The organism is Lunatimonas lonarensis (assembly GCF_000390185.1).
Lineage (GTDB): Bacteria > Bacteroidota > Bacteroidia > Cytophagales > Cyclobacteriaceae > Lunatimonas > Lunatimonas lonarensis.
Map to the genome: position 1 here is coordinate 1 of NZ_AQHR01000051.1, position 15,435 is coordinate 15,435.

9 protein-coding genes are annotated in these 15,435 nt (G+C 49.8%); 5 read left to right on the top strand and 4 right to left on the bottom strand.

Translation table 11 applies throughout. The features are described 5' to 3' along the window. Nucleotides 1-134: 134 nt before the first annotated feature. From ADIS_RS08730 to ADIS_RS08740, 3 genes are all read right to left on the bottom strand, one after another. Nucleotides 135-1,307, bottom strand: coding sequence for a GmrSD restriction endonuclease domain-containing protein (locus tag ADIS_RS08730; protein ID WP_010854079.1), 1,173 nt, complete (start codon nucleotides 1,305-1,307; stop codon nucleotides 135-137). Between the two features lie 190 nt (nucleotides 1,308-1,497). Next, nucleotides 1,498-2,289 (bottom strand): toxin-antitoxin system YwqK family antitoxin, encoded by a 792-nt coding sequence (locus tag ADIS_RS08735; RefSeq protein ID WP_010854080.1) that lies wholly within the window; start codon nucleotides 2,287-2,289, stop codon nucleotides 1,498-1,500. Between the two features lie 286 nt (nucleotides 2,290-2,575). Further along, a complete protein-coding gene (locus ADIS_RS08740) occupies nucleotides 2,576-5,650 on the bottom strand; it encodes an FAD-binding and (Fe-S)-binding domain-containing protein (RefSeq protein ID WP_238325414.1) in 3,075 nt (1,024 codons plus the stop codon). Nucleotides 5,651-5,666: 16 nt separating this feature from the next. Here ADIS_RS08740 and ADIS_RS08745 point away from each other — a divergent pair, with 16 nt between their 5' ends. Genes ADIS_RS08745 through ADIS_RS08760 form a run of 4 tightly spaced genes read left to right on the top strand, consistent with a single transcriptional unit; the run spans nucleotide 5,667 to nucleotide 11,772 of the window. Next, entirely contained in the window at nucleotides 5,667-6,971 is a 1,305-nt protein-coding gene (locus ADIS_RS08745; protein ID WP_010854082.1) for a Gfo/Idh/MocA family protein, read from the top strand. 33 nt (nucleotides 6,972-7,004) lie between these two features. Further along, nucleotides 7,005-7,763, top strand: coding sequence for a 3-keto-disaccharide hydrolase (locus ADIS_RS08750; protein ID WP_010854083.1), 759 nt, complete (start codon nucleotides 7,005-7,007; stop codon nucleotides 7,761-7,763). Between the two features lie 32 nt (nucleotides 7,764-7,795). Beyond that, a complete protein-coding gene (locus ADIS_RS08755) occupies nucleotides 7,796-8,668 on the top strand; it encodes a phytanoyl-CoA dioxygenase family protein (RefSeq protein WP_010854084.1) in 873 nt (290 codons plus the stop codon). Continuing rightward, entirely contained in the window at nucleotides 8,665-11,772 is a 3,108-nt protein-coding gene (locus ADIS_RS08760; protein ID WP_010854085.1) for a PVC-type heme-binding CxxCH protein, read from the top strand. Before ADIS_RS08755 ends, ADIS_RS08760 begins: the two co-directional genes overlap by 4 nt. Before the next feature lie 350 nt (nucleotides 11,773-12,122). Here ADIS_RS08760 and ADIS_RS08765 read toward each other — a convergent pair whose 3' ends face one another. Continuing rightward, nucleotides 12,123-12,653 (bottom strand): hypothetical protein, encoded by a 531-nt coding sequence (locus ADIS_RS08765; RefSeq protein ID WP_010854087.1) that lies wholly within the window; start codon nucleotides 12,651-12,653, stop codon nucleotides 12,123-12,125. A 445-nt stretch (nucleotides 12,654-13,098) separates the two neighbouring features. On the opposite strand from ADIS_RS08765, the gene ADIS_RS08770 reads away from it, so the two are divergent. Further along, nucleotides 13,099-15,384, top strand: a complete 2,286-nt coding sequence (locus ADIS_RS08770) for an alpha-amylase family protein (protein ID WP_035805311.1) — start codon at nucleotides 13,099-13,101, stop codon at nucleotides 15,382-15,384. Nucleotides 15,385-15,435 lie beyond the last annotated feature (51 nt).

Sequence of the window (15,435 nt, forward strand, 5' to 3'; positions counted from 1 at the left end):
TTTGCCTTATTGGCCAAAATTTTTAACTCCGTAAAGTAGTATTAGTTAAGTGACGATTAATAAATGAAGTCTCCAAACTTTGGATATATGCTTCCGTATCTTTATAAATTTTATCAAAGTCTTGAGCAATCATACTAGAAAGGATTGATGTTTAGATTTGAGCCAAAAGATTCGTTCATTAAATGTTGGAGCTTTTGAAATCTCACTCTGTAACTGTCAATATTTTTTGTTGATGATTCAACCGATGACCTAAACTCTGAATCGTTTTGACATAGATTTATGAAGCCTATTTTAAATTTATCGATTGTGTTTTCATTTATCAATTCTTTAGGTAAACGGGTAAAAAAGAAAAGTTGTGCTTCAAGTATTACTCTATTAAATCTTGATTCAGGCTTGTCGTTGGTGAATTTACGTCCTACAAATCTGTAGTCACCAAAAATGTCTTTTAAAAGTTCAATAGAATCGTTGATTAGGTGATATATTGTTGCAACCTTGGTTTTGTAACTCTCCCATTCCTTTGTCATAATAGCCATTGTGCCATCCAAAAATTGTTTTAAGTTTCCACTGTATGTATTTGAAAACTCAATCATAGATAAGCATCTTAGTAAAACTTCAATGTCTCTAAGCCTTTTGTCAGGCTCTGATAAGTTCATAACCAAATGAAGAGGTTGAATAGAATTTGTTGTTTCAATTAAAAAGTCTGCAAATTCACCACGATTTAAAACTTGCCGAAGTTCTTGTGTTGAGAGGGATACCGAGCCTGAGTTTAATCTATAAAAAATGTCATATAGGACATCATTGGCTTGAAAGTTTGTAATTATTGTGCACCTAAGAGCCGCATTTAAAAATTCTCGAAATTCATTGGATAGTTTCTCATTGCTTTTGATGTCATTGTATGAGTAACCAACTAGGTTTTTGAGTACGGTTAGTTTAATTAATTTTCCACCATTGTCCCAATAGCCAAATTCTTCTGGATTGATGAAACCAGCAATCGTCAATAAGCGTTGTTTGCCATCAATAACCGCAAAAGACTTTTTTTGTAAGGGATTTTCGGCTAGAACAATCTCTGGTATTGGATAACCAATGATAATAGACTCAATTAACTTGCTTCTTTTGTCATCATTCCACGCATTTCTCCTTTGATATTTAGGATTTAAATCTATGTTTTTGGAGATTATTTGACTGAACATTGTTTCTATTGTCCAGTCACGGGAATAGACAACTATTGAAGATGTTTCAAATGGGGCAATATCTTCAATAATTTCGTCATTATCATTTTCAATGTCTTCTGTGTATTCCTTACTCATGTCTTGTTATTTTGTTTATTCTGTTTTTTAAATGTTTGTCGCCCTACGGTTGCCGGTAACGGGATTCAGCTTGGAGACGGCGGGCTTTCGGAGCCGTTCCCTTCCAACCTACTCCTAACTTCTTAAAGATACTAAACTTTCTATTTACTCTGAACCGCCCGCTGTCTTCCAAGGTGATGTTATGGCACGTTTATTTTCGATAATCTATAGTGTTTACTAATAAACTATCTTTATAAAACCGCTCCTCAATTAGTTCTCCTTGTGAATTATAATACTTCCATTTTCCTTCAGGATTGCCTTTAATATGGAAAGTCCTACCTATAACCAATCCATTACTATTGTAAACTATTAATGAATCATTTAATAAATTGTCTTCGTAAAAACTCACAACCTCTACTTGCCCATTATCATAATAGGTTAGGCATTTGCCTTGCTTTAGACCATCGGTATAAGAAAATTCAGTTTTAAGATTCCCATTTTCGAAGTAATTTTTCACAGTTCCATGGGGCACTCCATTTTTCCAAGTTACAACTGTTTCTATCTGTCCATTTAGATAATATTCCGTACTGATACTATCTAATTGCCCATCAACAAACTTATATTCTCCGGATAATGAACCATTCTCGAAATATTCAATTTTTTTCCCGTGCTCTAAACCGTTCAAGAAATTGGTAATGCTATGAAGAGAACCTTCTGGGAAGTAAAATCTCCATTCTCCTTCTTTTTTTCCATTTTGCATTAGGCCTTCAGATTGTTTTATTTCATTTTCGAACCAAAAATTGGCTGTACCATTCATTAGCCCATCTTTATACTGACATGAAAAAGAAAGAGTCCCATTTTCATGGTATTCATATCGAATTCCTTGGAAAAGGCTATTAGTTTCTATTTCGTACATAATTCCATCTCGCTCAATGATATTTATAGATGACTTTTCAGTTGAGCAAGAAAATATTATTAACAACAAAATTGCTAGTTTCTTCATTTCTTTTTATGTGCCATAACTCTGTTATAGGCGCAACGCCGTTGCTCCTATAATTCTTCTTACTGGTTGCCTGGGCGCATGTTGGTTTTGCCTATTTCTTCGACACTCATCGAGCATATCCTGTCTCCTCCATTGATTTAAATAACGATGCGAAGATTTTGCTTCCAACACCTTTTGATAAAGATAGGGTTTAATTCCCATGTTTAAAATACCCTGATCGGGGTATTTTTCGGACTCAAATGGGTATTTTTGGGAGTTTTAAGTTGGGAAATGAGATATGAGAGTATCACTCCCCCTTTACCACCTCCACCAATTCCACCCAGTGCCTTGCTTTTTTTCCTGTGAAGTGGTCGATCTGATGGCGGCAGCTGAAGCCGCAGGCAGCCAGGGAATTTCCGGCTTCCAGCTTGCGTACAGCCGGAAAGAGGATCTCTTCCCCGATTTTTCGAGACAGCTCCAGATGCTCCTTTTCGTAGCCAAAGGATCCTGCCATGCCGCAGCAGCCCGAGGGGATTTCCATCACCTGATGGGCATTCCCCATCAGCTTTTTCATGCTCTGGGTGCCGTAGAGGGCCTTTTGGTGGCAGTGGCCGTGGATGACCATCCGCTTATCCTTGGGTCGTAGGGTGTGCTCCAGCCGACCGGCATCCTTTTCCCGAGCCAAGAACACGTCGATCATCAGCACCTGGTTTTTTAGCTTTTGGGCAATCTCCGGGGAATCCATTAAGTCCGGGAAGTCGTCGTTGAAAGCCGAAGCACAACTGGGTTCGCAGACCACCACCGTAAGGCCACGATCCAGGTAGGGCAACAGTTGGCGGATGGTCTCGTTGCCCTGGGCCTTGGCCTCCCGGAGGAAGCCGTGCGAGATCTTGGGCCGCTGGCAGCAGCCTACGTTGGCCAAGTGCACGCGGTAACCGCAGGCGTTGAGGAGCTTCAGGGCCGATTTTCCGATATCGGGTTCGTGGAAGTTCAGGTAGGTATCGGCAAAGAGTACCACCTCCTTTTGCAGGTGGTCGGGCTGGGCGGCATTTCTGTCAAACCAGCGGTAAAAGGGTTCCGAGGCATAGGCCGGTAGGGTGCGTTCGCTGGAGAAACCGGCCACCTTTTCCAGGGATTTGCGGAAGGGCTTGGAGGCCTGCAGGGCGTTGACGGCCTTGGCAAAGGGGCCAGAAAATAGCCGGGCGGCCTTGGCGGAATCACGGATCAGGCGGTCACGGCGGCTGGTGCCGTTTTGGTCGTAGTACAGCTGCATCACGTCGCTTTTCAGCTTGGCCATGTCCACATTACTGGGGCACTCGGATTTGCAGGCCTTGCAGGAAAGGCACAGAGAGAGGGTTTCCTGAAGGCGTTTGCTCGCAAGGCCATCCTTGTCGAGCTGACCGGACATGGCCAGGCGGAGGGCATTGGCGCGGCCCCGGGTGGAGTGCTCCTCGTCGCGGGTGGCCTTGAAACTGGGACACATGGTGCCGCCCAGCAATTTGCGGCATTCCCCCACGCCTGTACACATGTGCACGGCTTCTTCAAAGCTTTGTTCGCTGCGGTAGTGGTAGCTGGCCTTTGGCACCTGGTCCCGGTACTGGGTTCCGTACCGCAGGTTGTGTTCGATGGTCTGGGCTTCCACGATCTTGCCGGGGTTCATCCGGTTTTCGGGGTCAAAGAGGCGCTTGACCTGGATAAATGCCTGGTACAGTTCCTTGCCGAAGAAGCGTTCGTTAAAGGCACTTCGCACGAGGCCGTCGCCATGTTCCCCGCTCCAGGATCCACCGTATTCCAAGACAAGATTAAAGGTGTCTTCGGCTATGTTTTTAAGCCGTTCGATATCGTCCGCCTCCCGCAGATCCAAAATGGGCCGCACGTGGATCACGCCCACGCTCACGTGGGCATACATGGATACGGCTGCCCCATGCTTTTCGCAGATCTGCAGCGTGCGGTCTATGTATTCTTTGAGGTTGTCGGTAGGGATGGCAGCATCTTCGATAAAGGGCAGGGGCTTCTTTTTGCCCTTTATGCCCAGCATCAGACCCAGGCCTTTTTTGCGGACGAGCCACACGTCTTCGTAGGCCTCGCCCTGTGGAAATAGGGGATAGGCATAGCCCAGGCCTTTTTCCTGTAGGTCTTGGATCATCGCCATGGGCCGCTGCATCACGTCATCCATGCTGATCCCGTAAAACTCCACGATCAGGATGGCGGCCGGATTGCCGCTGATAAAGTGGCAGTGTCGTTTGGTGGTCAAGTTTTCCCGGCTGAGGTCCACCACGATTTTGTCCAGGATCTCCACGGCGGAGGGGTTGTAGCCGAGAATGGAGGTGACCGATCCGATGGCTTCCAGCAGGTCCGAAAAGTGGATCACGCAGACAGACTTGTACTGGGGTAGGGGTTCCAGGTTTAGTTTGAGTTCCAGTGTGGTGGCCAGGGTGCCCTCGCTGCCGGTTACCAGCTTTGCCAGGTTCCATTGGTCGGTGTAGACGAATTCATCGAGGTTGTAGCCGCCCACCCGACGCATGACCTTGGGGAAGCGGGCCTTGATTTCTTCTTGGTGTGTTTCAATCAGTTGCCCAAACTCCCGGTAGATCTGTCCTTCCCGGTCGTCCTTTGCGGCGATCTCGCGGTAGGCTTCGGGTGTTTTTTTCGAAAGCGTCATTTCCGTGCCATCGGCCAGCAGCACCCGGGCCTCCAGCACATGATCCACGGTCTTGCCATACAGGATGCTCTTGGTGCCCGAGGAGTTGTTGCCGGTCATGCCCCCCACGTTGGCGCGGCTGGAGGTGGCCGGATCCACGGCGAAATGAAGGCCTAGGGGCGCAAGTTCGTCGTTGAGCACGTCGCGTACCTTTCCCGGTTGTACCCGCACCCAGCGCTCTTCCTGGTTGATTTCCAGGGTGGCATGCATGTATTTGGAAAAATCCAAAATCATGGATTTGCCCACGGTCTGTCCGGCCAAGCTGGTACCTCCTCCCCGGGGCAGGATGCACACACCGTGATCCGCGGCCAGCTTCAGGGCCGTTTTTACGTCCTCCTCGTGACGGGGCAATACCACAGCCAGTGGCCGGATCTGGTAGATGCTGGCATCGGTACTGTATATGCCCAGCGAATAGTCGTCGACGAGCACGTCGCCGGCAATACGTTCGGAAAGTGACTGGATAAAGGTGCTTTGTTCGGTAGCGGTATGGGACATGGCAATGGTTTTTGGGGTTATCGCATGGATGCCAAATATATTGTTTTTTGCCTGCGCTTTGCAAGGCTGATTGGCACAAAGGGTAGCAAATTCGGCAATTGGTGTAAAAAATGTTTGAAATGGCAGACACAAATTGTAATTTTCCCCATGCTTACTCTTTGGGTTCGCAGCTAGTACACGTTTCATAAACCCATTCCACACCATGTTTGAAAAAGCTGATAAGAATGAAAGGAGAACCTTCCTGAAAACCACCGGTGCCGCTTTGGTAGGCAGTACCGTTCTACCCATGCCATTTGCCATTGCCAGCGGTATGGCTTCCCGCCGGGAGCCATTGAAAGTTGGGCTGATTGGCTGCGGGGGCAGGGGTACCGGTGCGGCAGCCCAAGCCCTCAAGGCAGACAAAGATGCCGTGCTCACCTGTATGGCGGATGTTTTTGAAGATTACTTGGAGGAATCCTATCAGTCGCTGATGAAGGTCAACCCCACGCAGGTGAAGGTGGACAAGGCCCATAAATTCGTGGGATTTGACGCCTACCGCAAGGTGTTGGATTCCGGGGTGGATGTGGTGATTTTGACCACGCCGCCGGCCTTTCGGCCCAGCCATTTCAAGGAAGCGGTAGACGCGGGGAAACATGTCTTCTGTGAAAAACCAGTGGCCGTGGATGCCCCGGGCGTTCGATTGGTTCTGGAGACGGCCAAAAAGGCCAAGGAAAAGAACCTATCGGTGGTGTCTGGCTTTACCTTCCGGTACGATTTTGCCAAGCGGGAGCTGTTTGAACGGATTCAGTCGGGTGCGATCGGGGAGGTGACCAACGTGTTTACCGCGCGCAATGGCGGTGGACTGTGGTACAAACCCCGGCAGGCCAACTGGACGGAGATGGAATACCAAATGCGCAACTGGTACTATTACGACTGGCTGTCCGGTGATTACATCGTGGAGATGATGGTCCACAGCCTGGACATGATGTCCTGGGCCTTTGGCGACAGGCTGCCGCTAAGCGCCACGGGCACCGGCGGCAGGCAGTCCCGCACCGAAGAAAACTTTGGCAATATTTACGATCATTTCGCCATCGAGTATGATTACGGCAACCACCTGAAAGGCGTACACTTCAGCCGGCAACAGAAAGGCTGCTCCAATACTAATAAGGTAGACATTTCCGGTACGGACGGATTTGCCGCCGTGGACATCGGAAAGCGGATCCATGCCACCTATGGACGCAATAAATGGGATTACCAGGGAGAATACAACAACCCCTACGAAACCCAACATGAGGATCTTTTTGCGGCGATTCGCTCCGGTAAGCCGCTGAATGAAGGTGAGCTTATGGCAAACAGCACGATGTTGGCCGTACTTGGCCGCATGGTGGGCTACAGCGGGCAAACCATCACCTGGGAGGAGGCCATGAATTCCAACCAAGTACTCGGCCCCGATATGCAGGCCTATGCCTGGGACCTCAAGTGGCCGGTACCGCCCGTGGCGATTCCCGGAGTCACCAAAGTGGTTTAACTTTTCTTCACCCTTTTACCTAAGATAATCCGAATGCACCTTCTGCAAAAAATTGCCCTTGGCACAGCGTTTTCCCTGATGCCCATTGGCCTTATGGCCCAGGAATACCTGTTTGAATTTGGCAAAGAACAAGGCCTAGAGGCGGTGATCAGTGGAAAGACCCCCACCGAACAACCGATCAAATGGTTTAATGTGAATACCGAAAAGAAAACCTGGCGTTTCGAAGAAGATCGGCTGGTCTGCGAGGGACTGCCTATCGGCGTGATCCGCTCGGAAAAGCAGTATGAAAACTTCATCATGTACGTAGAGTGGAGCCACCAGGAACTGGGAGGAAACTCCGGCACCTTTGTGTGGAGCAGTGCCGTCCCCGGCAGCAACCGACTGCCCGATGGGGTAGAAGTGCAGATGCTGGAGCTGGATTGGGTCAACCAAAACAAGAACGATAAGGGCGAACTGCCCCCCATTGCGTATGTCCATGGAGAGCTCTTCGGCGTGGGGGGTGTGGAAACGGTTCCCGATAACCCCAGAGGTACGCGGAGTAAATCCATCGAAAACCGATGCCTGCCCCGAGGGGAATGGAATACCTACGTGGTCGTCTGCGTGGACGGTGTGATCAAGCTGTCCGTCAACGGCAAGTTTGTGAACGGCATTTCCCAGTCCTCCCAGAAAAAGGGATACATCTGCCTGGAGTCTGAGGGTGCGCCCATACATTTCCGCAACCTTACCGTCACGGAGCTCCCGCCCGGAGTCACCACCATGGACCAAATAGCCCCCCTACTGCCCAACCATTAATCCGTGACCGCATTGATTTAATCCATTCCAACATGAGTAGAGATCTTTCAAAAATACATGAGCTGATAGGCGATTTGTTTACCTGGCCCGAGCGGGAGAGCGACTGGGATGCCTTTCGTCTTTCCGAGGAGCAGGTAGCGTTCTTTAAGGAAAATGGCTACCTCCACAACGTCAAGTTGTTGGATCAGTGGCAGGTAGACCGGTTGAACGAGGAACTGGCGGAGTTTTTGGACAAGGATTATGCGGGTTCTGACCTGTTTTACGAGTTTAAGTCCAACGAGTCAAGCGATCCGAATACGGTACTTTTCCACTCCCTGGGACATTGGCGCATCAAGGAAGGTTTTCACGATATCCTCTGGAATCCTGCATTTGTGATGGCCGCCAGTCAGCTGCTGGACGATAAGCCCGTTCGATTCTGGCACGACCAGTTGTTTTGTAAGCCTGCCAAGCATGGGGGCGTGGTGGCTTGGCACCAGGATTATTCCTACTGGACCCGTAGCGTACCCATGCAGCACCTTACCTGTTGGGTAGGCCTGGATGATGCCACGGTAGAAAATGGCTGTGTGCATTATATTCCAAAATCCCATACCTGGGGTCTGTTGGACAAGCCCGAGCTGGCCGGTGAGATGGACGGCCTCATGGAGATGCTCACGCCGGAGCAGAAATCGTTGTTTCATCCCGTTCCGGTGGAAATGAAGGCAGGTTATGCTACCTTTCACCATCCCTTGGCTATACACGGATCTTATGCCAATTATTCCGAACGCCCCAGAAGGGCCTTTGTAATCAACGTGTTTGCGGATGGCACCCGATCCAATACCGACGGCGTGCTGCTGGACGGAGTACCGGTGATACCTACCGGTGAAAAGTTGGAGGGGCAGTTCTTTCCGCTTCTCTTTGAACCATGAACTTTAGGGGATATGGTAATCGACTGATTGCGGGAGCGGTCCTGGGCATATTGCTACTGGCCGTTTATTTGTTTTTGACGCTTGTGTCGGAGGAGGCTTCCCTGCAAGGGGAAAAAGCTTTCATTCTCCCTGAGGGGTTCGAAATGACAGAGGCGGTGTTGCCCGGACTGTTGAGCTACCCGATGTTTGCCAGTTTCGACGACTCGGGCAACTTGTTTGTTTTTGAATCCAGCGGGCACACAGATGGTACCCAGGAAATTTTGGATCGTCCTGATTTCCGCATCCTGTTGCTTCGGGATCTGGATGGGGATGGGGTCTTTGACCACCGCACGGTCTATGCCGATAGCCTGCCCTTTCCCATGGGAGGTACCTTTTTTCAGGGCAGCCTGTATGTTACTGCGGTTCCGGACCTGCTGAATTTTACCGATACAGACGGTGACGGGGTAGCGGAGGAAAAGGAAATACTGCTTTCCGGTTGGAAATTAAACCACAACGCAGCCATCCTTAGTGGCCCATTTATGGGGCCGGACGGATGGCTGTATATGGCCGATGCCCGGAGGGGCTTCGATATCACCACCAACGAGGGCAAGCAACTTTCGGGCAAGGGTGCGCGCATCTGGCGTTGTTTGCCGGATGGATCCCGGTTGGAATCCTTTGCCGGCGGCGGGTTTGACAATGCCGTTGAGCTGGCTTTTACTCCTTCCGGAGAGGTGTTCGGTACCATGACCTATTTTGTCGATCCCCAAGGCGGCTACCGCGATGCACTGATGCACTGGGTGGAAGGAGGGGTTTTTCCCAAGCCTAACCCGGTGATAGAGGAGGACGGGTTGGTACTGACGGGAGATCTTATGCCCGTTATGTCCAAGATGGCGAGGGTTTCCCCCTCCGGACTGGTGCGCTATGAGGGGGACTTCTGGGGGGAAGGCTTCGAGGGCAATCTGTTTCATGCGCAGTTTAATACGGGAAGAATTGTGCGCAGTGTGGTAGAAGAGACCGGAGCCAGCTTTGCAAGCAATGATACTTATTTTTTGGAATCCAAGGCGGCGGATTTTCACCCCACGGATGTATTGCAGGATGGAGATGGAAGCTTGCTGGTCGTCAATACGGGCGGGTGGTTTATCGCCGGATGTCCGCTGTCCCGCACGGCGAAACCGGACATACAGGGGAGTATTTTTCGCATACGTAAGAAGGCAGCCCGACCGGTAGCCGATCCCTATGGCAACGAGCAGGCTTGGGATCAATTGGCTATCCCGTCCCTGGTGGACGCACTTTCGGTGCCCGGGCCGTTTATTCGAAAACGTGCCCAGGAGGCCATCCTACAGCAGGGTATAGCGGCCGTTCCCCATTTGCTGGCCCGACTTACCGCCTATCCTGATGCCGAGGTTCGGACGCAGTTGGTATTCCTCTTATACCGTTTGGGTGTGCTGGAGGGCCTGGAAGTAGCGGCGAAAGATCCCTCAGACTCGGTTCGAGCGGCGTATGCTAGGGTTGTCGGACTTGCTCCCTGGACTTCTGCACAGGCAACTCTGGTGGGCCTTTTAGAGGATGCCTCTCTTTCCGTGGTAAGGCAGGCCGCCACAGCTTTGGGCCGGTTAGGCAAGGAAGGGGTTTCCGCTGCGCTTCTTTCGGTGCTCGAACGGAGTGAGGACCGCTACGTTCGGCATGCGGTCATCTTTTCTCTGTGGCAACTTGGGGAAGTGCCGGTTTTGCGCGAAGCGCTGCGCCATGCCCAAGCCGGTGTGCGCACGGGTGCGCTGATCGCCCTGGAACAGGTAACCCACGCTGCACTTACCCAACCCGAGCTGCTGGCGTTTTTAACTAGTGAAGCGGAGGAGGACAGAAAGGCTGGACGTTGGGTATTAGGCAGGCATTTGGATTGGTCAGCGCTTGCCCTGCCCCTGTTTCGGCAGGTGACCACGGAAGGGTTGACGGAGTTGCAGGGGCTTTTTCGTGTATTCAGTGGTCAGGAGGTTTTTCAACGGGGTTTTGAACAGGTGCTGACAGCGAGTAAGGAGGATGAATTGCGGGAATTGTACCTGGAGCTTTTGCAGGGTGCATCGGTAAGGCCCTTTCCCGAGCGCTGGAAGCCCATCCTGGGACAGTGGATGCAAACGGGTTCGCAGGCCCTTCGCTCGCAGACACTTGATTTCGTACTTACGGGTAGCCTAACCGGTATGGAAGCCTACCTACTGGATATGGCAGACCCAACATCCCCCTTTTCGCTTCGGGTTCGGGCACTGCAGGCCTTGGCGCGGGAGGGCTACCGTCCGCCGGCTGAGGAACTACGGGACTTGATGGACGGTCTGGTGCAGGAAGCAGAGGGCAAGGAAATGACCCAGGCAATCCAGCTTTTGGGCAGGATGGAGCTGGATGATGCGTCCCTGCTATACCTTTCGGAGGCCATCTTGCCCCGACTGGAGGACCGCTATGTGCCGTATATGCTCCCATTGTTCGAAGGGCAGGTTTCGGAGCAGCTTGGCGGCAGCCTTCTTGCTTTTTTGGTTTCCAAACCCACCCTAATGGACAAGCTATCCGAGGACCAGGTGGCGCAGCTGTTTTCGGGAGAATTACCGGGTCTTGAGGATCAGGTGGCGGGGTTGCTTTCCCAAATCCGAAGGCAACGGGAGGAACGACTGGCCCGCCTTCATGATTTGGAGGAGCGATTGATCCCAGGAGATGTGTTGGCAGGGAGGAATGTCTTTTACGGAGAGGCCGGTTGTGGGGATTGCCACGCCGTCTCGGGGGAGGGGGCGGTTTTCGGTCCAGACCTGAGCAATATAGGAGAGATCCGTTCTAGGCACGACCTGCTGGAAGCGGTGGTGTATCCCAGTGCGAGCTTTGCGAGGGAGTATGAGTCGGTGGAAGTGAGGACTGCTTCGGGTGCCTGGCTGGGCATCATCAAAGAAAAAGATGCCGGCGAACTGGTATTGGAGATTGGTCCCGGGGTTTTTCGGCGTATCGCAGAGGAGTCTATCTTGGAGATCCGGGAGTCGGAGCAATCCCTGATGCCGGCCGGATGGGAGGAACGCCTAACCCTCGGTCAGATCAGCGATCTGATGGCTTTTCTACAGTCCCTACCGGATGGGATAGGTGCTGTTCGGTAGAAAAGTAGGCAGCTTCCTACCGATCAACCGTGAAGGTACGAATTCCTTTTCGATGTATCCGTGGGCATTACTTTCCCAAGGCAGTTAAAGATATCACATTTATTCCATCAGGTCTTCTATAACTCATTCCTGTGTCTGCTATGAAGTTCAGTGATTTAGGATTTTTGTTGTGCAGATTTAAGGATTTTTATTGTGCGGAATTTAGGATTTCTGTTGTGCAAAAATCAGGATCAGCGCATTTCTATCGGATCTGCTTTATTTTTAAAGCATGGTGGGATGAATTTCGGAGGGTTTAGGGTTCAAATGTTCAGGGTTTCAGGATTGTGGCTTGAGCGTTCAAGGTTCAGCCTTCACTTCTCCAATTTTTTATTATCGATGACCGTAAATACACAGAAAAAGGCCAAATGGGGGTCTCCCTTTTCCGATCGTGTATGGTGAATTGCCGGAAGTGATCGGTGGAAGGTCTTTTTGGCGAAGGTAGTACCCTGGTACTTGAGGGTAACGGGCGCGTCCAGATCCAGCATTTGATCGTTGAGGTAGATGTGAAGTCGATTGCTGTAGTCGGACATCCATGCCAGCGCGGAAGCACCCTGCAATTGCATCCAATGGCCCTTGCCTTCGTGAAGCACTACCTTGTGGATGTAGGTACAGGGGGCATTTCGCTCCAAGCTGTCCAGCAGCTGTTTCCATTCCTCCGCTTTATTGTTTCGGTCATAGGCAGCATCCAGTGCTCCCATGTGTAGTGCAAAGGGCGTGGTTTTTAGCCCCAACGGTGAGGTTTCTTTGGGGTTGGTGCCTAGAAAATCAAGGGTATCAGGATGTAGACTTTTAGATTTTTCATGGATTTTAGGTGATTTCATTTGAGGAACTCTACGATCCATTTTTTAGTTGGCTTTTTGGTAATCCGACCGTTTCTATCCCAATGTAGCTAGTTAGGGGTTTTGCAGCAGGTTTGTTGAACTCCGTCGCATCGTATTATCAGGCGTTGCTTTTTTTGCTACCATAAAATCTTAGTTTATAATCGATAATTTGGTAAATGGGGTATTCTTGAGCAACTTTAGGATAGGATTCCACAGGCTTTAACAGTACGTCCTATTTCAATGACCTGCTTTTTCATGTGTCTATAATTGTTTTTCAGTGGTCACATGGAATCTCGCATGGTTGATAGTCATCCCAGTGTGTGACGGCTATGTCATGCTCGATTTCATCTAGTGATGGGCTTTGTTTTTCTTATGGCTCATTTGCCTCATCTATGGATCAACGATAAGTGGTGTGTTTTCTGTTCGCTAAGGCAGTAGAAGCTGGAGAATAAATTGGTAAAAAGAAATGGCATCTAAAGGAGTTTTTATGGGTATGTACAGGGATATCGATCTTGAATCAAGAAGTAGAAGAGAATTCATCCGTGCAGGGGCAGTGTTTTTGGGAGGGATGTGGCTTTTTCCTACCCTGCCAACCTTTGGGAGTGCTAAGGAGATTTCCTTGCGAACGGAGGTGCCCTGGTTTAAGCTGCCCCTGCGCATTATGCACACGGTGTTACGGGAGACAGACGTACAAGACTACGACGTAGATATCGTAACCAATTATGTGTTGAAGTCGGGGGCGAATGTCCTTTGCGTCAATGCGGGTGGCATTACTGATTTTTGGCAAAATCCCTTGCCTGCGGCCAACCTAAATCCATTTCTAAAAGGTAGGGATATCCTCAAGGATATCAGCGAAGCCTGTAAAGCTAAAGGCATCCGGGTAATTGGCCGGGTGGATTTTAGAGGTGTAGTGCCGGAGGTCTATGAAAAGTTTCCTGATTGGTTTGCCAAAAACAGGGATCAGCGTCCTATGATGATGACGTATACCAAACCTCATTTACACATAGCATGCTACAATACCCCCTACCGAAATGACTATGCCAACGAATATATAGGCAGGGTGTTGCAGGCGTATGATTTGGATGGTATTTGGCACAACAGCCCCGGGTATGATGGTATCTGCTACTGTCCTTATTGTCAGGAAGCTTACAAAGCCTACAATGGCAGGACGATCCCCGTAATGGGGGAATCTTCGACGGAAGAATTGGATGCGTATATGGGCTGGAAGCGTTATGCGGCGGACGCCTATATGGACAAAATAAAGAGAACCATCAAATCCTATGGGGAGGATAAGGTGTACACCGCAGAGGTGTTCAGCATGTATGAGGTGGGGCGAAGGGTGAACAACGGCATAGACCTGAAAAATGCTTTTGACCATTTTGACATTCTGGTAAGCGTAGCCTTCCTCACCGAAAATGCAGAAAATATTCATTATGAAGATTACAACTACGCACAGTCTATCATCAAGTTTCTCAAATCGGCAGCTCCGGAACGGGAAGCGGTGGTCATGTATGGCGGCAATGGCACCTCGCACAGGTTGGTTATAGAGCCTTCCTTGGATGTCAAAATTTGGCTCTGGGAAATACTCGCGGTAGGTGGCAGGTTCTGGAACTGTTACTTCACCAATGTACCCACGATTGCCTATGACACGCGAAACGCTTTTGTGGAGGAAGATGCCAACCACTTTGTGAGGGAACATGCGGAATTGCTGGCAGGGCATGTGCCCGTTTCCCGGATTGGGATCTATTATTCCCGACCCACCCGTCTGCATTACAGAAATGAGCTATTGGAGGAAGAACAATTCGGAGAGGCAATTAAGGGCATGGAAGCGGTACTCATAGAAAGTCACATTCCCCATGATTTTATCCTTTCTGAACAAGTCAGTGCGGATAAGTTGAAAGCCTATCACTTGGTTATCCTACCCAATGTGCATTGCATGGCCGAAGCAGAGGTGAAGCTCCTAACGGATTATGTGAATGGGGGAGGAAACCTGCTGGCAACCTATGCTACCAGCCTGCTGGACCAAGAAGGAAATCCCAGGAAGGATTTTGCCTTGTCACAGCTATTTGGGGTGAATTATGGTGGGGAAAGATGGAACACCCGAAAGGACAATTACCAGTTTATTTCTGCACCCGAGCATCCCTTGGTTGCGGAGGATGCTGTGAAGACCCAACTGCTTCATCAATATGCCTATACCTTAAAAACCATGCCGCTATCGTCTGCCAAGGTTATCTGCCATGCGGTGCCTACGGTACATAACCAACCCCCCGACAAAGCTTGGGTGGAGCGGCTTGCCAGTGAGCATCCCACCATCGTGGAGCATGCGTTTGGAAAAGGTAAGGTCATTTATTTTGCCAATCAGCCGGATGTCACTACCCATCAGATGGGACATGGTGATGCCAGAAATGTATTGGCCAGAGCGGTAAATTATTTAGTAGGGGAGGAAAATCTTCCTAAGAGCAATGCCCCGTCCTCAGTACATATGGGGTGGACAAGGTCGATCGAGACACCCGGGAAGTATGTTTTTTCGTTGGTAAATACCAGTTCTGGACCAAAAAGACCCACTAGGGAGTTGATTTCTGTACATCAACTAAGCTTCAGATTGCCCCTTCCCGGCCAACAACTTATTTCACATAAAATACTAAAGAATCAGGGCAGCATACACGTAGTTGGAGAGCCTGGTTTTGTTACGATTGAAATAGAAAAGTTGGAAGATTTCGTGGCAGTTTATCTTGAAGCCGAATACGTATGACTAGCTGCTTTTTACGCTATCTTTTGTTGCCAATAGCACTACTTCATATTT